Raw genomic sequence first — 18,524 nt, 5'->3', positions numbered from 1 at the left:
TGCGTCGTGCGCGAAAGGATGCACAGACCTTCGGGGTGGAGGTCCTCATGGTGGCTGCACAAGCGCTGCGCCCGAGAAGGTGAGCCGCCCGCCGCCGTCTGGAACGGCGACTCAAACCGGGGACGAATACGTCAAATGACGGGGTAGGGGATAGCCAGGATGCAATATCATGGGCAACGGTGAGTAATGACGGGCTATGCCGGCCCCGGACGGACCCCTGTGGCTGCTGCAACCCAGAAAATTTTTCGCATCCGGCGCAGCTACAACGCCTGGGTGGCCGACGAGACCATGGAGGACTATGCGCTGCGCTACACGCCGGGCAAATTCCGGAAGTGGTCGGAGTTGCGCGTGGCCAACACGGCTTTCGGCGCGGTGTCCTTCCTGGCCATGGAGGCCATCGGCGGCACCATCGCGCTGAACTACGGATTCACCAATGCGGTGGTGGCAATTCTGGTGGTCGGGCTGGTCACTTTCCTGACTGGACTTCCCATCGGTTATTACGCCGCCCGGTACGGCCTGGACATGGACCTGTTGACTCGGGGCGCGGGGTTCGGCTACCTGGGTTCCACCATTACCTCCCTTATCTACGCCAGTTTCACCTTCATTTTCTTCGCGCTCGAGGCGGCCATCATGGCGCTCGCCTTGCAGATGTCGCTGGGCATCGCGCTGATCTGGTGCTATTTGTTGAGTGCGCTGGTCATCATTCCCCTGGCCATGCGCGGCATCACCCTGATCTCCCGACTGCAGGCCTGGACGCAGCCCGTCTGGCTATTCCTCCTGGTTCTGCCGTATCTGACCATTGCCTGGGTGCGGCCGCAGGCGTTCTCCGAGTTCACGCATTTCGCGGGCCGCATTTCAGGAAGCAGCGGCTTTAATCTCTCCATGTTTGGCGCCGCGGTGACCGTGGCGTTCTCGCTTATCGTTCAAATCGGCGAGCAGGTGGACTTCCTGCGGTTCCTGCCCAAGCGCAACAGCGAGAACCGGGTGCGCTGGTGGGCCGTCGTGCTGCTTGCGGGTCCGGGCTGGATTGTGCCGGGTGTGCTCAAGATGATCGGCGGAGCCTTCCTGGTCTACTTGGCGATCCAGCATGGCGTTGAGCAGGCGCACGCCGTGGAACCGACGCAGATGTACCTTACTGGATACACCTACGTGTTCAACTCCCCTGCGTTGATCGTCGGGGTGGTGACGCTGTTCGTGGTCGTCTCGCAGGTGAAGATCAACGTGACCAACGCCTATGCGGGTTCGCTGGCCTGGTCCAATTTTTTCGCGCGCTTGACCCGCAGCCATCCGGGACGCGTGGTGTGGCTGGTTTTCAATGTGATGATCGCGCTGATGCTGATGGTGATGGACGTATTCCATGCCATTGAGCACGTGCTCGGCCTGTTCAGCAACATCGGAATCGCCTGGGTGGGCGCTCTGGTCGCAGATCTGGTAATCAACAAGCCGCTGGGGCTGAGCCCCCCCGGCATCGAATTCAAGCGCGGCCATCTTTACGATATCAATCCGGTTGGTATCGGGGCGATGGTGCCGGCGGCGGTGCTCTCCATCGCGGCGCACCTGGGTGTGCTGGGAACGACCGCGCAAGCGCTGGCGCCGCTGATCGCGCTGGCTGTCTCCATGGCGGTTTCGCCCTTGATCGCCTGGTTGACCGGGGGCCGTTATTACATAGCCCGTGCCGATGTCCCGGCCTTCAAGCCGGGAGAATCGGTCCGATGCAGCGTTTGCGACAACGTTTTCGAGTCGGAGGACATGTCGCATTGTCCAGCCTACGACGCCGCTATCTGCTCGCTGTGCTGCTCGCTGGAGTCGCGTTGCCACGACCGGTGCAAAACAGGCTCGCGTGCTGCCGAGCAGGCCAAGGCGCTGCTCGCCGCCGTTCTGCCCAGAATGTTTGCGCAACGCGTCAACTTCCGCGTGGCGCATTATCTGGTGGTGTTTCTCTCGCTGTCGTTGCTGCTGTTTGCCGTGATGGGAGTCGTATACATCCAGGAGTCTGTCGTGCCGGACGCGAGCATGATGGGGTCCGCCATGCAGGCGGTATTTTTCAAAATCTCGGCCATTCTGCTGCTTATCATCGCAGTGTGCAGCTGGTGGGTGGTACTGGCCAGCGAAAGCCGACGCATGGCGCAGGACGAGTCCAATCGCCAGAATCATCTGCTCACCCAGGAAATCGAGGCGCACCAGCGCACCGACGCTGTTCTGCAGGCCGTGAAGGAGTCCGCCGAAGCGGCCAATCAGGCCAAGACGCGGTATGTCGCGGGTATGACCCACGAACTGCGCACCCCGCTCAACAGCATCCTTGGCTATTCGCAGATCCTGATGAAGAACGAGGCGCTCGCGCCATCGGCCATGGATGGGGTGAAAACCATCCACCGCAGCGCCGAGCATATGCTGGCTTTGGTTGACGGCCTGCTTGATCTTGCGCGCATCGAGGCAGGCCGTTTGCGCCTGGACAACGCACCGTTGGCGTTGCCGGTATTTCTCGACGAGCTGGTGACCATGGTGCGTCCTCAGATCGAGGGAAAGGGCTTGAAGTTTCTCTACACCCACAGCGGCCCCATGCCCGAGTGGGTGCTGGCCGATGCCAAGTATCTGCGGCAAATCCTGATCAATCTCCTGAGCAATGCAGCGCGCTTCACCGACGTGGGTTCTGTGTCCCTGCACGTGGATTGCCTGCATGAGGTGCTGATCTTCCAGGTTCAGGACACAGGCATCGGCATTGCGCCGCAAGACGAACAACGTATCTTCTCCCCGTTCGAACGCGGTGCGACGGGTCGGCGTCGCTCAGAAGGAGGCACAGGTCTGGGCTTGACCATCACGGCGCTGCTGGCTTCGCTGATGGGCGGCGAGCTGGCGCTGGTTCGCACGTCCAAGGCCGGCAGCCTATTTCAAGTCAGACTCTACCTGCGCAAGGTGTCCGACCCCGGCGTAGTGGCCGATATGCCGCTGCGCACCTCGGGCTACCTGGGGGAACGTAAATGCCTGTTGGTCGTCGACGATCAGCCGGTGCAGCGGCAGATGCTGGTCGGTATGCTTGCGCCGGTCGGCTTCGAATTTCTCGAGGCGGCCAGCGGTACGGAATGCCTGGAGTTCTTGGCCACTTCGCCCCGTAAGCCGGATGCCATACTTCTCGATATTTCGATGGACGATATGGACGGATGGGAGACGGCGCGGCACATGCGCGCGGCGGGATACACCATGCCCATCATCCTGGTGTCGGCAACCGTGTTCGAGAATCGGCAACATCTGTTGCAAGCGGCCGGCTGCCAGGCGTTCGTCGGCAAGCCGGTAATCGAGTCGGAGCTGATGCATACGCTGCAACGCTATCTCGGGCTGGAGTGGCTGGCCGCGGAACCTCCACGCATTACCGACGACGAAGCGGCCGATTCGGTTCTCGGCCGCCCGGTCCAGTTGCCCGGGGATTTCCACGCTCGCGCGTTGCGCGAATTGCGTATCGGACATGTGAACGGACTGGCATCGATTCTGGAGGAGGTGCGTTGCGCCTATCCGGAGCTGGCCGTCGATTGCGAGCGTCTGGTTCGCTTGCTGGGGCGGTTCGATCTGGATGGCTTGAAACAAGCCCTCGTTCAGGTGTCCCATGATCATGAATGAGCCAGCCGTCTCGATGGAATCGGCCGAGCGCCCGGTCGTTCTGGTGGTGGACGATGCCCCGAGCAGCCTGTCGGTCCTTTGCCGGATGCTGGAGGATGCCGGCTACACCGTGCTGGTCGCCGGAGACGGGGAAATCGCGATGGACCGAATGCATATCGTGGTGCCGGATGCGATCCTGCTCGATGCCATGATGCCCAGGATGTCCGGCTTCGACACTTGCCGGCGCATCAAGAGTGACCCTGCGCTGGCGCACATTCCGGTCATCTTCATGACGGGGCTGTCCGACACCGAATCGGTGCTCCAGGGGTTCGACAGCGGCGGCGTCGACTACGTGGTCAAGCCCGTGCGAGTCCCGGAAGTCCTGGCGCGTCTGCATACCCACACCCGCAATGCGCGCATCGCGCGCCTGGCGCAGAAGGCGGTGGACGTCGCTTCGCTGGGCGTCGTGCTGGTGGACGGACAGGGGCGCATTGCCTGGCGGTCTCCCAAGGCGACGGAATGGCTGGAGGCAGCGTCTCCTAAGTCGGGCGCCGACCGCTTGCCGATGTTCGTGGAGCCTGCTCTGGCCGAACCGGGCAGCAGTGTCGTGCGCGGCGAAGGGGGGCAGACGTATATCGTCAAAAACCTGGGGCGCACTGGCGTTGGCGAGACCATGCTGCTGGTCGAGCGCCAGAGTGGAAGCATCAGCGCATCGTCCAGGCTTGCAAGCGCGGCGCTGACGCCGCGGGAAACCGAAGTTCTGTCCTGGATTTCCAAGGGGAAAACCAACCGGGACATTGGAGATATCCTGGGCCTGAGTCCCCGAACGGTGAACAAGCACCTGGAGCACATCTTCAGAAAGCTGGGCGTCGAGACGCGGGCTGCGGCAGCGGCGCTGGCGAGCGCTGGCCTTGAGCCTGGACTGGATTGAGAGCGGTTTTCCAGGCTGCTGCGGCGGCAGGGCGGCCTGCGGATTCTAGAGCACGGGCGCTGTATTGCGCCGCGGCGCGGGTACTGTGAACAGCATCGCGATCATGCCCAGGGCAAGCAGCGCACCGACGACGGCCAGACCCGCGTAGAGGTTGCCGGTATGCGCCTTGAGCACCCCCACGAGCGAAGGGCTGATGGCACCGCCGAGTGCGCCGATGGCCGTGATCGTGGCGATGCCACCGGCCGCGCTGCCGCCTTCGAGGTAAGCCGTCGGAATAGTCCAGAAGATGCTCAACACCGCGTAGATGCAGATTGATGCCGCGATCAGCAACAGCGTCGTGAGTGCGATATTGTGCGCGGCAAGCGGCAGCAGCAGGAAGCTTGCGGCCACCGTGAAACCACAGATGGCCAGGTGCCAGCGCCGTTCCATGCTGCGATCGGAGCTACGGCCGACCAGTACGATGCCGATTGCGGTGCACACCGAGATCGCGCCGCTAAGCCAGCCGATTTCGGCGACGCCGCGCACGCCGACCTGGCGCAGCAGCGTCGGTATCCAGAAGCCGATGGCATTGAGACCCATGAATACGCAGAAATAAATGGCGGACAAGATCTGAATGCGCGGATTGCGCAGCACGTCTCGCAGGCGCGCGGGCGGGGCGTCCTGTTCGAGGCGCCGCCGGCGGTCCGCTTCGAGCGCAGCTTGCACCTGTTGTTTTTCCGCGTCGGAAAGCCAGCGCGCATCGGCGGGACGATCGTCCAGATAGAGCATGGCCATGATGCCCAGCGCGATCGCTGGCACGCCCTCGATCAAGAAAAGCCATTGCCAGCCGCGTAGCCCCAGCGCTTCGTGCAGATGGCTCATGATCATGCCGGACAAGGGGCCGCCGATTATGCCCGCGAGTGGGACGGCCATGATGAACAGACTCATGATGCGGCCGCGCCTGCTGTCCGGGAACCAGTAGGTGAAATACAGGATGATGCCGGGAAAAAATCCCGCCTCGGCGGCGCCGAGCAGAAAACGCAGGACATAGAGTTCCGTGGCGTTCTGCACGAACATCAGCAGTACGGTCAGCGTTCCCCACAGCGCCATGATGCGCAGCAGGGTCTTGCGCACCCCCACCCGGGCCAGGTACAGGTTGCTCGGTAGCTCGAAAATCACATAGCCGATGAAGAACATGCCCGCCGCGACGCCAAAGACCGCGTCGTTCAGCTTCAGGTCGTGCAGGAACTGCAGCTTGGCAAAGCCGATATTCACGCGGTCGATGAAATTGACCACATAGCAGATGAACAGGAAGGGAACGATGCGCCGCGCGATCTTGCGGTAGACGGCGTCCTCGTGCTGCAGGGGCGAAGGGTTGTTCATGATGTCTCCTCTGCGGCCATCCTGGACCGCGATTTTTTAGTTTGCCGTGTCGGGGCAAGGTGTTCCGGCCTACCATTCGCCGAAGAAAACGCCCCAGTCTTTGTGCGTGTTGGTCTTGCTTTCCACCGTCGCGTCGTCGATGGTCACGCGCTGCTTGAGTCCGCCGTTCCATTCGGCGAGCCTGGCATGCATGCGGGCACGTATCGTCTCGTGGCTCGCGTCGGCGCCCAGGTCCACGAACTCGTCTGGATCGGCCGCCAGATCGAATAGCTGCGGACGGTAGCCTGTCCAGTAGACATATTTCCAACGCTCGTCGCGCACCATCCAGCCGCGGCAGGCGTCGGGCTGGCGGCCCAGGATCAGGCGCGCGGCGCGAAAGCTGTAGTCCAGTTCAGAGACGACATAGTCGCGCCAGTCGGCGGTCCGGTCCGCCTCGGTGCGTGTGAGCGCCAGCAGCGACCGGCCTTCGATGCGTTCGTCGTAGGACGGCAGCCCGAACGCATCCAGCACGGTCGGCACGACGTCGATGCCCGATACGAAGCGCGCCTGCGAGCCGCCGCGGGTGGCGTCGGCCAGCGGCGAGGGGTCGTGGACGATCATCGGCACGCGCTGCACGGTGTCGTAGAACATTTCCTTTTCACCCAGCCAGTGGTCGCCGAGAAAGTCGCCATGGTCGGCAGTGAAGACGATCAGAGTGTCCTTCCAGCGGTCCAGGCGCTCGAGCGTTTCCCACAGCCTGCCCAAGTGGTCGTCGATCTGCTGGATCAAGCCCTGGTAGACGGGCCGAACCGTGTCGCAGACCTCGTCGCGGGCGAAATTCAGGCTTTCTTCGTGCTGCCGGTAGGCGGCGAGCACCGGATGTGCGTTCTGGTGCTCGACTTGGCGGCGCACGGGGCGCAGGCATTGGTCCAGCGTGTAGAGATCGTGGTAGGGCCGCGGCGCTACATACGGCCAATGCGGTTTCACGTAGGACAGGTGCAGAGCCCAGGGTTCGTCGCCCTGCTGCTCGATATAGCGGATCGCCTGGCTGGTCATGTAGGCGGTCTCGGAATGCGGTTCGGCCACGCGCGAAGGCCAGCGCACATTGCGCATCTGCCAGCCCGAGTGGATCTTGCCGGCCTCGTCCTGGACGCAGATCACGAAATCGCTCCAGGGGCGATCACTCGCATAGCCGTGTTCGCGCAGCCATTGCGGATAGCCGCTCTCCTTGCCCGGCTCGTGGTGGCCGTCGTAGCGGTCGAGCTCGAGAAAGGACCCGGTCGACAGCCGTTGGCCGAGCGTGCTGGCGCGCGCGATTTCCAGCCGTCGCATGCCCTGTTCGTCGACCTGCACGTGCGTCTTTCCCGCCAGCGCCAGGGTGCGGCCGTGCTGCAGCAGGTATTCGCCGAGCGTGACTTCGCCGATCGACATGGGCACGCGGTTCCAGTTTGCGCCGTGGCTGGTCATCGTGCGTCCCGTGTAATAGGACATGCGCGACGGTCCGCATACGCCCGAGCTTACGAACGCATTGTCAAAGCGCACGCCGCGCGTGGCCAGCGCGTCGATGTTGCGTGTATGCAGATAGGGGTGGCCGTAGCAGCCGAGATGGTCGCGGCGCAACTGGTCGCACATGATGAAAAGGAGGTTGCGGGTTGCCGCCATGATCTTTGCCTTGCGCGGGCTGTGCGCCCGGTTGTCGGAATGGGGCGATCTTAGGAAAGGCGGATACGATTGATCTAGTCAAATGTATGTGCGTATGCACAAAAGGATGTGGCTTGGGCACGCCGCGGCGGCATAATCGCGGGCAGAACAGCCCTTTCCCGTGGAACGCCGTGCCGCGCCCAAAACCTCCAGCGACTGTTGCGCCCGTGCTCAAGCATCCCAGGCACATTGACGACTTTCTGCTCTACCGCATCCACAACCTCGCCCGCCTGGCGACGCATGGGGTCGGCTTGATGTTCCGCCGCGAAATCGGCATCAGCCGGCGCGACTGGCGCATCCTGGCCTTCGTCGGCCGATACCCGGAGTTGAGCCTGAAGCGCCTGTCCGAACTCGCGGCGCTCGATACCGTGGTGGCCAGCCGTTGCGTTGCGCTTTTGGTCAGGCGCGGAATGATCGCCAATGTGCGGCTGCCTTCGAACAAGCGCATCACGGTCCTCACGCTGACCGAGGCGGGGAGGGGCTTGTACGAACGCGCCTGGCTCGCGGGACGGGGCTATAACGTGGAGTTCGTGGCGTGCCTGAGCGACAGCGAAGCCGACATCCTCGATACGCTGCTCACGCGCCTGGAAGCGCGCGCCGGCGAGATGACGCGGCGCGAAATCGAGACGGGCGGCGCTGCCGGAGGCGATGATGCCGATTGAGCGGGCGCGCTATTTGAACTCGAGTGGCAGCTTGACCAGATCCCGGAGCGCATTGGGCGTGGTGTCGCCGAACATGTCGATGACAGTGATATCGCCGTTATCGAGATCGAACACGGCCATGTCGGTATATACGCGCGAGACGCAGCGCATGCCGGTGAGCGGATAGCTGCAGGTCTGCACCAATTTGCTCTGGCCGTCCTTGGTGAGCAGGTCCATCATGATGTAGACGTCCTTGGCGCCGATGGCCAGGTCCATGGCGCCGCCCACGGCGGGGATGGCGTCGGGGCCGCCGGTGTGCCAGTTGGCCAGATCGCCGTGGCGCGATACCTGGAAGGCGCCCAGTACGCAGACATCGAGATGGCCGCCGCGCATCATGGCGAAGGAATCGGCATGGTGGAAGTACGCGCAGCCCGGCAGTTCTGTCACGGGCTGCTTGCCGGCGTTGATGAGGTCGAAATCCTCATCGCCTTTGGCCGGCGCCGGGCCGAAGCCCAGCATGCCGTTCTCGGTGTGCAAAATGACCTCGCGGCTGGCGGGAATGTGGTTGGCCACCAGCGTGGGCAGACCGATGCCCAGGTTCACATAGGCGCCTGCGGGAATGTCGCGGGCGACGCGCGCGGCGATCTGGTCGCGGGAGAGTCTGCTCATTTTTGCTCCTGCTGGTATGCGCGCGGACAGGCGATCTGCACGACATGCTGGACGAAGATGCCGGGCGTGACCACGGTTTCGGGGTCGAGCTGACCCAGTTCGACGACCTCGCGCACTTGCGCGACGGTATTTTTGGCGGCGCTGGCCATGATGGGGCCGAAGTTGCGCGCCGTCTTGCGGAAGGTCAGATTGCCCCAGCGGTCGCCGCGGTCGGCCTTGATCAGCGCGTAGTCGGCATGCAGGGGATACTCGAGCACATAATTGCGGCCGTTGATTTCGCGCGTTTCCTTGCCTTCGGCCAGCGGAGTGCCGTAGGCGGTGGGCGTGAAGAAGGCGCCGATGCCGGCGCCGGCGGCGCGGATGCGCTCGGCCAGGTTGCCCTGGGGCACGAGTTCCAGTTCGATCTTGCCGGCCAGGTAAAGCGCGTCAAAGACCTGCGAATCGGCCTGGCGCGGGAACGAGCAGACGACCTTGCGCACCCGGCCGGCGGCCAGTAGGGCGGCCAGGCCGAAGGTGCCGTTGCCCGCATTGTTGTTGATGACGACCAGATCCCTGGCGCCCTGCTCGATCAGGGCGTCGATCAGTTCCATGGGCTGGCCCGCGGGGCCGAAGCCGCCGATCATGACGGTCGCGCCGTCGGGCACGTTCGCCAGCGCCTGGGCGGCGCTGGGTGCGATTTTGTTGATCATGAGTGGTGTCTGTGGAAAATGCCGCTTGTCATCATACCGGTCCTGCCGCCGGGAGCCCCACCCGCTATTCGGTGTGGGCGCCCGGCTCGGCCAATTCGTCTTCGATGGCAGCGAGCCGCATATAAATATCGGCCAGCGTTTTCTTCAATGCCCTGACCTGCGCCGGCATGGAGTTGGCGGTAGGCCGTCTGGGCGCTATTCTTGGCCCGTTCATCGGCGGTACGCTGCAGCAGGCGTTCGGCGGACAGGATGCCATGCTGTCGGCGATCGCGCTGGCGCCATCGGCAGGCATGCTCAACGGATAATTCTCATGGCGTATGAAGTAAGTGTTTCCCCGATGCCGTTTGTCTACGAGGCCCTGCCGACGCGGGTGACCTTCGGTTCCGGTACGCGTTCGGCCTTGCCTGCCGAAATTCAGCGCCTGGGCATCGCGCGCGCGCTGATCCTGTACGGTAAATCTCATTCGGACGTGCATCAGGAATTAAAGCAGACATTGGGCGACCGGTATGCCGGCGCCTTCGACGGTGCGCGCATGCACACCCCGGTCGATGTGACCGAGGCGGTGCTGCGCAAGGTCGACGAGCAGGGCGTCGACGGTGTCGTCGCCCTGGGTGGAGGTTCGACGACGGGACTGGCAAAAGCGATTGCTCTGCGTACCGATCTGCCGCAGGTCATCTTGCCCACGACCTATGCGGGTTCCGAAATGACGCCGATCCTGGGAGAAACGCGCGACGGCCTGAAGACCACGCAAAGGTCGCTCAAGGTGCTGCCCGAAGCCGTGATCTATGACGTGGACTTGACCATGGAATTGCCTGTCGGCCTCTCGGGCGTAAGCGGCATGAACGCGATCGCGCATGCGGTGGAGGCCCTGTATGCGCGCGAGGCAAATCCGATTATTTCCGCGTTGGCTTTGCAGAGCGTCAAAGCCCTGGCTCGCGCGCTGCCGGCCATCAGCGCCGATCCGGGCGATCGCCGGGCGCGTACCGATGCGCTGTACGGCGCCTGGCTGGCGGGGATCTGCCTCGGATCGGTCGGGATGGCCCTGCATCACAAGCTGTGCCACACACTGGGCGGCACTTTCGACTTGCCTCATGCGCAGACGCATGCCGTGGTGCTGCCGCACGCGCTGGCCTTTAACGCACCGGCCGTGCCGCAGGTCATGGCGCAGCTTTGCGAAGCCTTGGGGGTGCAGCGCGATGCGCCCGGGGCGCTGCAGGCCATCAACCGCGCCGTGGGCGCGCCGGCGGGCCTGGCGGTGCTGGGCATGCCGCGCGAGGGGATCGCGCGCGCAGTCGAACTGGCGCTGGACCATCCCTACTGGAATCCCCAGCCCCTCGCGCGCGAGGGGCTGACGCAGCTGATTTCCGATGCCTACGACGGGGCCGAGCCTCGCGCATACGCCTGATTCTCCTGCACGCATGGCCTGACAATGAACAACGACAAGCTCTCCTTTCCGCTATTTACCGAAGCGCGTTCCGCCGAAGCCGTCAATGCCCGGATCGGGCCGGACGTCGACCCGCGCACGCGTCAGATCGCCGAGACAGTAGTGCGGCACCTGCACGCCGCGGTCAAGGAGATCGAGCCCACGCATGAGGAGTGGCTCGCTGCCATCAAATTCCTCACCGACACGGGACACATGTGCACCGACTGGCGCCAGGAGTTCATCCTGCTCTCGGATGTGCTGGGCGTGTCCATGCTCGTGGATGCGATCAATCACCGCCGTCCGGGGCAGGCCACGGAAAACACCATACTCGGGCCGTTCTTCGTCGCAGGCGTGGAGCCGCTGCCCAGCGGCGCGGACATCTGCCTGGACCGCAAGGGCGAGCCGCTCGTGGTGCGCGCGCGCGTTACGGATATCGATGGGAAGCCTGTGGCAGGCGCGACGATCGACGTGTGGCAGACGAACGACGACGGGTTCTACGACGTCCAACAAAAGGGCACCCAACCGGCGGGCAACCTGCGCGGCAAGTTCGTGAGCGATGCCCAGGGGCGGTTCTGGTTCCGCACCGTCAAGCCGCGTTTTTATCCGATTCCGGACGACGGTCCCGTGGGCAAGCTATTGGCCAGGCTCGGACGCCACCCGAACCGCGCCGCGCATATCCACTTCATCATCAAGGCACCGGGTTTCGAGACTGTCATCACGCATATCTTCTCGCCGGACTGCCAGTACCTGGACCAGGACACCGTGTTCGGCGTCAAGGCCAGTCTGGTGGGAAAATTCGATCGCGTCGACGATGCCGAACAGGCCCGCGCGCAGCAGACGGGCAATCCGTTCTGGGTGGTGGACCAGACTTTTGTTTTGGCGCAAAATCGTTGAACAGTGAGGCTTGATCTGTGTCAATGCGATGTGGCCATCGGCCGTTCATGATTATGTCGTAGCGTGATTTCGCCCTTTGCCCGGCGTGGCGGGACCCGAAAAACGCTGCGCGCTGTCGACCGTCTCCCGCCTGACGGGGCGGGCTTTAGGAGTTCTCATGAACAAGCACATCGCCTTGGTTACCGGCGGCACGCGCGGCCTGGGACGCGCGACCTCGATCGCGCTGCAACAGGCAGGCCACAGTGTCGTTGCCGTCTATCACAGCAACGACACCGAAGCCGAGCGTTTTCATGCGCAAACCGGCATTCCCGTCTATCGGTGGGATATCTCCGATTTCGAGGCCTGCGGTTCCGGCGTCGAGCAGGTCGAGCATGATCTGGGGCCGATCGGCGTTCTGGTCAACAATGGCGGCATTACGCGGGACGCCGCGCTGCACAAAATGAGTCTGGCGCAATGGCAGGAGGTGCTGCGCACCAACCTGGATTCGCATTTCAATATGTGCCGACACGTCATCGAGGGGATGCGCGAGCGCAGGTACGGGCGCATCGTCAACATCAGCTCGATCAACGGCCAGAAGGGGCAGTTCGGCCAGACCAATTATTCGGCTTCCAAGGCCGGAATACTCGGGTTCACCCGGGCCTTGGCGCTGGAGAACGCCGCTCGGGGCATCACGGTCAATGCCATTGCGCCCGGGTATTGCGATACCGATATGGTCGTGGCGGTTCAGCCCGAGGTGATCAAGGCCATCGTCGCCGCGATCCCGGTCGGGCGGCTCGGCCGCGCCGAAGACATCGCCCGGCTCGTCGCCTTCCTGGCGCGCGAAGACAATGACTACATCACCGGTGCGACTTTCTCGGCCAACGGCGGGCAATATCTGTCGTAGAAAATCGGGTCCCCGCGTTGCCTTCGGGGCGCTCTTATCCGATTTGGGTGGCTATCTGCGCATGTTTTGATCTGACTCAATCGAAATGGCCCGCGCGCTCCTATCCTTGCTTTCAAGGCCTGCAGACCATGCCTGTCGTTCAATTTCACCGGAGCCGCCAACATGGACTACCAGAACATCCTTGTGCATCTCGATGCAAGCAAGGCCATGTCGCAGCGCGTCGAAGCCGCGCTCTATGTCTCCAAGCGCTTCAATGCGCGCTTGACAGGGCTATTTAACGTATTCCAGCCGGCTGTCGAACCGCTCAGCATGATCACCAAGCCGCCCGAGTACCGTTACGCCAGCGAAATGCTGCGGGCCGAATACCAGGAGGCGGAGGAGTCGATGTTTCGCAAGGCGCTTGCGCGCACGGGGATCGATGGCGACTGGAATTTCTCCAGACTCCCTCCCAATCTGGTGATGCCCAGGGCCGCCCGGCTGGCCGACTTGGTCATCGCGGGCCAGTACGATCAGGACGATCGCGAGTCGTTCATCGCGGATCAATTCATTGAAAACCTGATCCTCTCCTGCGGGCGCCCCGTATTGGTGGTGCCTTACGCAGGCCGGTTTCCGGAGATCGGCGGCACGGTTTGCGTTGCCTGGGACGGCAGCCGCGAGGCGAGCAGGGCGGTGCACGACGCACTGCCCTTTCTTGTCCAGGCCAGGAAAGTGGTCGTTTTCAGCATCAATGCCTCCTCCGCAGAAATCGACGCTCCTCGCATTGACGGGAGCCAGATCGCAGCCGCCGTCGCGCAGCACGGCGCAAATGTCGTAATCGAAGAAATCGACGGCGTGCGCGATATTTCCAACGGCAACTTGCTATTGTCGCGCGCTGCCGATTTCGGCGCCGACATGATCGTGATGGGCTGCTATGGGCACGCCCGCTGGCGCGAACTGTTCCTGGGTGGCGTCACCCGCACCATATTGAAATCCATGACCGTCCCGGTGTTGATGTCTCATTGACAGGCATGGCGAACAACGCGGGCGGCAATCGCGCCGTTGTGGGCGCAAGCTCTTGACAAGCCACGGGAAATATATTTTCAGAAAGCCGCACGGCTTGCTTAAGACGTGTAGTATGAAGAAGTTGATATGTGCAAGGCCGTCGCATCGGTCTTTTCCTCCTCGTCTGGGTTCCGATCCGGCAGTGGTGTCAAAGTGCTCTTGATGATTTTCTTGGCATCTCTTCGCTCCGGATGCGCTTTTGCATCGGGGTAGCTTGCAAAGGAATCGACATGACGACACAAACTGGAACCGTGAAATGGTTCAACGAAGGCAAAGGCTTCGGCTTTATTGCCCCCGACGATGGCAGCAAGGATCTGTTTGCCCACTTCCGTGAGATCCAGGAGGGCGGGTTCAAGACCTTGACCGAGAACCAGCGCGTGCAGTTCGAGGTCACCCAGGGGACCAAGGGTCCTCAAGCCTCCAATATTCGTGGCGTGGGTTAAGGCCCGCAAAGGCAGCGGTTTGGCTGCCTAGCCTGCAAATATTCTGTCCCGAAGCGCGGTTCATCCGCGCTTTCTATTTTTAAGGCTTATGTGATGAAGAATCTGCTGGAAGCCACCGAGCGTATCTGCCAGATCAAGGGAAGCCTAATCGCAGTGGATGCCTTGCTCCCGGCAGTACTGGAAGTGCTGCCGCCGGCCTGTCTCGACACTTTGGCGCGTTCATTCGAAGCCCACGCAGAAGCGGCTCGGACAATCATGCTGAACAGCGATATTTCGGATCTTGTGCTCGCCACATTCGAACACGATGTCGGCAAGACTCGCGCAGTGCTTTGCAGGCTTGCATCGACAAAAAATACAGTGGATCCCTGCCATGCCGTCGAGGCGGTATTGCTGACCACCACGCACATCAGCACCTATGCCGGGTCGCATCTCTCGACAGGCGCAAGCGGTTTTTTCTTTCGCCGCGACGAGCGGTTGTTCCTGGTGACGAATCGGCATGTTCTTGTCGACGACCCAAGCGGACATTTTCCAGATCGTATCGAAATCGAGCTACACACCGATGCAAGCGATCTGACGCGATACACGGTCTTCTCGATGCCTCTGTATGACAAAGGCCTCGCGCTGTGGCGACAGGCAGTCGACACGGCCGGCCCGGTCGATATCGCCGTCATCGAAATCCAGACCAGCCGCTTGCCCGAAGGCGTGCAGCTGCAGGCATTCGATACGTCACATCTCGATCTTCAAGGCGAGGACGTAGCGATAGGGGACAATCTGACGGTCATCGGTTTTCCATTGGGGTTCCACGACACCGTGCACCACCTTGCCGTTGCCCGCAGCGCATCCATTGCGTCGGCCTATGGCGTGCGCTTTCAGCAACAAGGCTATTTCCTGACCGATGCCAGGACCCACCGTGGCAGTAGCGGCGCTCCGGTCCTACGGCGCCGTGTCGCAGGCCATGGCAGCGGCTCCTCGCTGCAACCGTGGCAGCTGCTCGGGATTCACTCCACGCGCATGGACATGAGTTCGCGTGACTTGATGGAAGATGAGTCGCTTGGCCTGAACTGCGCTTGGTATGCCGATGCCCTGATGGTGTTGACGGATTCCGTCCCTGAGGCTGGTTAGGCAGGCCTGATGCGCGGATGAAGATTCCCGCCTTTGAGGGCTGGGCATCGAATCATCGTCTGGACGGAATCGCAAAATCGTCGCAGCGGCTGTTCGAACCCGCTCTCTTTGTTACAGGCAAGTCAGACTGCAGATTGCCTGGGCATGTTTGCAATGCACGCTAGCGGACCGACCAGGCATCCGGGCGATGTCATGGTTCGCATTCAGACATGAACATCCATCCGGATCCCGGACCAAGGAGCAATCGCATGCACGAGAACCAAGTGAAGGACCATGCCGTGACACAGGACGGCCAGGCCAAGAATTCCTTTGGAAAATCAGCCGGGCGCACTACGAGTCGGGCGCAGGCCGGCATTGCGCAACGACCGGGAAAACTTCCATTCTCCCAGGCGGAAATGCCGGAAACCGGTAGGGATACGAGCATCGCGGGCAAGAAGCCCTAGTCCGCGATCTCGCCTGCCGGCAACCCTGCCCCCAAGGGCAGGCGGCGCTTCTTGAGACCGTATGAAGCGGTTCCTGAAGAAGCACATTCACGCCATGCTGCCGCGGCTTGCGCAAACCGGTCCCTTCCGTGACAGCCGTCCTGAATCCGGTCAGCATCCTGGTCGTCGCCATGGTGCTCGTCACCGTGATGAGCATGGTGATTTCCGGCTCGCTGCGGCATTCGACCGTCCGAGGTGTCCCCCGCTGGATAGGCGCCAACGCGATGGCCATCGCTGCCTTGCTGCTCTTTGCGCTTGAGCACGGCCTGCCTCCCGTCTTGTCGGTCATCGTGGCCAACTTGCTGCTGGCTCTTGCCAGCGTATTGGGGTATGAGGGTTGCCGGCAATTTTTCCATCTGCGTACCGTAACGGTATTGCCATACGCCGGCTGCGCCGCACTTGTGCTCGGTCTTGCCTATTGGACCTATACATTTCCGGATAGGAATGCCTGCATCGTCATCGTTTCCATCTTCTATGCCTCTATACACGCCAGTATCGGCTGGATAGCATGGAAGCATCGCGCGCCAACGCGATCCCTCTACGGCTGCTGCTTCATTGTGGCGATCGCCGGCATCAGCGTACTGGGCCATGTGATCCGCGGACTCTTCTATGGCATCGCTTTGCTGCGGCAAGGCAGCCTGATGCAATCGGCCGCACCCAACATGGCGTTTCCCATTGTGGGCATGCTTGCGCTGCCGGGCCTGTCGATGGGCATGGTAATGCTCGTGCATGAACGCCTGACCGAGCAGTTCGAACGCTGGGCAAACGTAGACGAGCTGACGGGCGCGGTGACCCGGCGCCGATTTTTCGCGAAGGCGCAAGAAATGATCGAGCACGCGGCCGCTTCGGGGGCGATGCTGTCGGTTGCGGTCGTCGATCTGGATCATTTCAAGTTGATCAATGATCAATACGGTCATGCCGCGGGGGACTGCGTGCTTGCGCACTTTGGCCGGCTGTCCAGGGCCAACCTGCGCGAGACCGATGTATTCGGTCGGGTGGGCGGCGAAGAGTTCGCGATTCTGTTCGCGCAAGCCAACAGGCAGGATGCCTGTTCGCGCATGGAGGGGCTGCGGGAGCGGGCGAGGTTGGACCGACGCAAGACTTCGGTCGACGCGCAAGATGCGCCGCCGCAGCATTATTCCTTCTCCGCGGGTGTGGACCAATATCGCCATGGCGACACGTTGCTGGAACTGCTTGCGCGCGCGGATGCGGCGCTCTACGCAGCCAAGATGCAGGGACGCGACCGCGTAGTCGACATGCAAGAGGTTCCCAGACCCGCTTCGATTGTCAGCATCGCCGCGAATTATGGCCTGGATGTGGACTCGGCCTCCTCGGGAAATTGACGATTTATCGCCGGTTCTCATGCCGAATGTACGGTACAGAACAAGATTCAAGAAAGTTCTGGCGTAGATTGAGCCGCGCATCATCGGTGCATCAATTCAGCTCATCCTACTTTCAAGATGCAGCGAATTCGCATGCCGAAGTCGAGACTTCATAGGCTAGGAAATGAAAATACTGTCGATATTTGGAACACGTCCTGAAGCCATAAAAATGGCCCCGCTGGTCAAGAAGCTCGCTCTGGAGAGCGGCGTCACATCGCTGATATGCGTGACCGGGCAACATCGGAGCATGTTGCAGCAAGTGATGGACGTGTTCGAGATCATCGCCGATTACGATCTGGACATCATGGCGGCCAACCAGACGCTCAACAGCGTAGGCTCCCGCATTTTTTCCACGCTTGATCCGATCCTGGCGCGCGTCAATCCCGACCGCGTACTGGTGCATGGCGACACGACGACCGCGGCCATTGCCGGTCTTGCCGCGTTTCATCGCCGCATTCCCGTCGCGCACGTGGAAGCCGGCTTGCGCACCGGAGATCTGTCGCAGCCATGGCCGGAAGAGATGAACCGCCGCGTACTCGACGTGGTATCGGATTTGCTGCTCGTTCCGACAGCCGGAGCCAGCGAGCACCTGAAGCTGGAAAACCTCCAGGGCCGCATCGTCGTGACCGGCAATACGGTCATCGATGCCCTGGAAATGACCGTCCAGCGGTTCAACGACGATCCCCGGCTTGCCGCCCGAGTCAACGCCGGACTGCCGTCGCTTGATCCCAGCCGCAAGCTGCTGCTTGTCACCGGTCATCGGCGTGAAAATTTTGGCGATGGATTTCTCGGAATTTGCAACGCGCTCGCAGTGCTCGCGCGGCGCAAGGACATAGAAATCGTTTATCCAGTCCATCTGAATCCGAATGTGCAGGAGCCGGTCAACAGAATTTTGTCAGGACTCAAGAATGTGCATTTGATCGCCCCACTGGACTATCTGTGCTTTGTGAGACTGATGCAGCGGGCCCACGTCATTCTTACCGATTCCGGCGGTGTGCAGGAAGAGGCGCCATCGCTGGGAAAACCGGTTCTGGTCATGCGCGAGGTGACCGAACGCCCGGAGGCGGTCAGCGCGGGCACGGTGCAGTTGGTGGGGACGAACGCGGAACAAATCATCGCGGCGGTCACCCGACTTTATGACCAGCCAGCGCACTATTTTCAAATTTCCCAAGTGACCAATCCGTATGGGGATGGATTGGCTTGCGAACGCATAGTCGATACGCTCATGGGGCGCGCGACAAGGGAGTTCATGCCATCGATCGAGCAAGAGATCGTGGAACAGGCGGCATGA

General features: G+C 62.0%; 17 protein-coding genes. 13 read left to right on the top strand and 4 right to left on the bottom strand.

Annotated features, from left to right (window positions below):
* The first annotated feature begins 186 nt into the window (after window positions 1-186).
* Both H143_RS0104705 and H143_RS0104700 read left to right on the top strand, forming a co-directional pair.
* Window positions 187-3,612 (top strand): ATP-binding protein, encoded by a 3,426-nt coding sequence (locus H143_RS0104705; protein WP_019937077.1) that lies wholly within the window; start codon window positions 187-189, stop codon window positions 3,610-3,612.
* On the top strand, window positions 3,605-4,522 hold the full coding sequence (locus tag H143_RS0104700) for a response regulator transcription factor (RefSeq protein ID WP_196801283.1): 918 nt from the start codon (window positions 3,605-3,607) through the stop codon (window positions 4,520-4,522). Before H143_RS0104705 ends, H143_RS0104700 begins: the two co-directional genes overlap by 8 nt.
* A 45-nt stretch (window positions 4,523-4,567) precedes the next feature.
* On the opposite strand, the gene H143_RS0104695 is transcribed toward H143_RS0104700, so the two are convergent.
* Both H143_RS0104695 and H143_RS0104690 read right to left on the bottom strand, forming a co-directional pair.
* Window positions 4,568-5,884 carry an MFS transporter gene (locus tag H143_RS0104695; RefSeq protein ID WP_019937075.1) on the bottom strand — a complete coding sequence of 439 codons (1,317 nt, stop codon included), beginning with the start codon at window positions 5,882-5,884 and terminating at the stop codon, window positions 4,568-4,570.
* A gap of 69 nt (window positions 5,885-5,953) precedes the next feature.
* Window positions 5,954-7,525, bottom strand: a complete 1,572-nt coding sequence (locus H143_RS0104690; RefSeq protein ID WP_019937074.1) for a sulfatase-like hydrolase/transferase — start codon at window positions 7,523-7,525, stop codon at window positions 5,954-5,956.
* A gap of 206 nt (window positions 7,526-7,731) precedes the next feature.
* Between H143_RS0104690 and H143_RS0104685 the strand changes: the two genes are divergently transcribed.
* Window positions 7,732-8,226, top strand: coding sequence for a MarR family winged helix-turn-helix transcriptional regulator (locus H143_RS0104685; protein ID WP_019937073.1), 495 nt, complete (start codon window positions 7,732-7,734; stop codon window positions 8,224-8,226).
* A gap of 9 nt (window positions 8,227-8,235) precedes the next feature.
* Here H143_RS0104685 and H143_RS0104680 read toward each other — a convergent pair whose 3' ends face one another.
* A complete protein-coding gene (locus H143_RS0104680) occupies window positions 8,236-8,874 on the bottom strand; it encodes a 3-oxoacid CoA-transferase subunit B (RefSeq protein WP_019937072.1) in 639 nt (212 codons plus the stop codon).
* Complete coding sequence (locus H143_RS0104675) at window positions 8,871-9,563, bottom strand: 3-oxoacid CoA-transferase subunit A (protein WP_019937071.1); 693 nt, start codon at window positions 9,561-9,563, stop codon at window positions 8,871-8,873. The genes H143_RS0104680 and H143_RS0104675 overlap by 4 nt, the downstream gene beginning before the upstream one ends.
* A 167-nt stretch (window positions 9,564-9,730) precedes the next feature.
* Here H143_RS0104675 and H143_RS22845 point away from each other — a divergent pair, with 167 nt between their 5' ends.
* From H143_RS22845 to wecB, 10 genes are all read left to right on the top strand, one after another.
* Entirely contained in the window at window positions 9,731-9,868 is a 138-nt protein-coding gene (locus tag H143_RS22845) for a hypothetical protein (RefSeq protein ID WP_019937069.1), read from the top strand.
* Window positions 9,869-9,873: 5 nt separating this feature from the next.
* Window positions 9,874-10,968 (top strand): maleylacetate reductase, encoded by a 1,095-nt coding sequence (locus H143_RS0104660; protein WP_231378455.1) that lies wholly within the window; start codon window positions 9,874-9,876, stop codon window positions 10,966-10,968.
* Between the two features lie 24 nt (window positions 10,969-10,992).
* Window positions 10,993-11,880, top strand: a complete 888-nt coding sequence (locus H143_RS0104655; RefSeq protein ID WP_019937067.1) for an intradiol ring-cleavage dioxygenase — start codon at window positions 10,993-10,995, stop codon at window positions 11,878-11,880.
* A gap of 157 nt (window positions 11,881-12,037) precedes the next feature.
* Complete coding sequence (phbB, locus tag H143_RS0104650) at window positions 12,038-12,763, top strand: acetoacetyl-CoA reductase (RefSeq protein WP_019937066.1); 726 nt, start codon at window positions 12,038-12,040, stop codon at window positions 12,761-12,763.
* A 162-nt stretch (window positions 12,764-12,925) separates the two neighbouring features.
* Complete coding sequence (locus H143_RS0104645; protein ID WP_019937065.1) at window positions 12,926-13,765, top strand: universal stress protein; 840 nt, start codon at window positions 12,926-12,928, stop codon at window positions 13,763-13,765.
* Window positions 13,766-14,034: 269 nt separating this feature from the next.
* Window positions 14,035-14,247: a cold-shock protein gene (locus tag H143_RS0104640; RefSeq protein WP_019937064.1), complete on the top strand. Its 213-nt coding sequence runs from the start codon at window positions 14,035-14,037 to the stop codon at window positions 14,245-14,247.
* 93 nt (window positions 14,248-14,340) lie between these two features.
* Entirely contained in the window at window positions 14,341-15,369 is a 1,029-nt protein-coding gene (locus H143_RS19950; protein WP_019937063.1) for a serine protease, read from the top strand.
* Window positions 15,370-15,617: 248 nt separating this feature from the next.
* A complete protein-coding gene (locus H143_RS0104630) occupies window positions 15,618-15,812 on the top strand; it encodes a hypothetical protein (protein WP_019937062.1) in 195 nt (64 codons plus the stop codon).
* 128 nt (window positions 15,813-15,940) lie between these two features.
* Entirely contained in the window at window positions 15,941-17,194 is a 1,254-nt protein-coding gene (locus tag H143_RS19945) for a GGDEF domain-containing protein (protein ID WP_019937061.1), read from the top strand.
* A gap of 163 nt (window positions 17,195-17,357) precedes the next feature.
* Window positions 17,358-18,524: a non-hydrolyzing UDP-N-acetylglucosamine 2-epimerase gene (gene wecB / locus H143_RS0104620; protein ID WP_081627003.1), complete on the top strand. Its 1,167-nt coding sequence runs from the start codon at window positions 17,358-17,360 to the stop codon at window positions 18,522-18,524.

Source organism: Bordetella sp. FB-8 (assembly GCF_000382185.1).
Classification (GTDB): Bacteria; Pseudomonadota; Gammaproteobacteria; order Burkholderiales; family Burkholderiaceae_B; genus Bordetella.
This window is presented reverse-complemented; position numbering and strand designations above follow the sequence as displayed.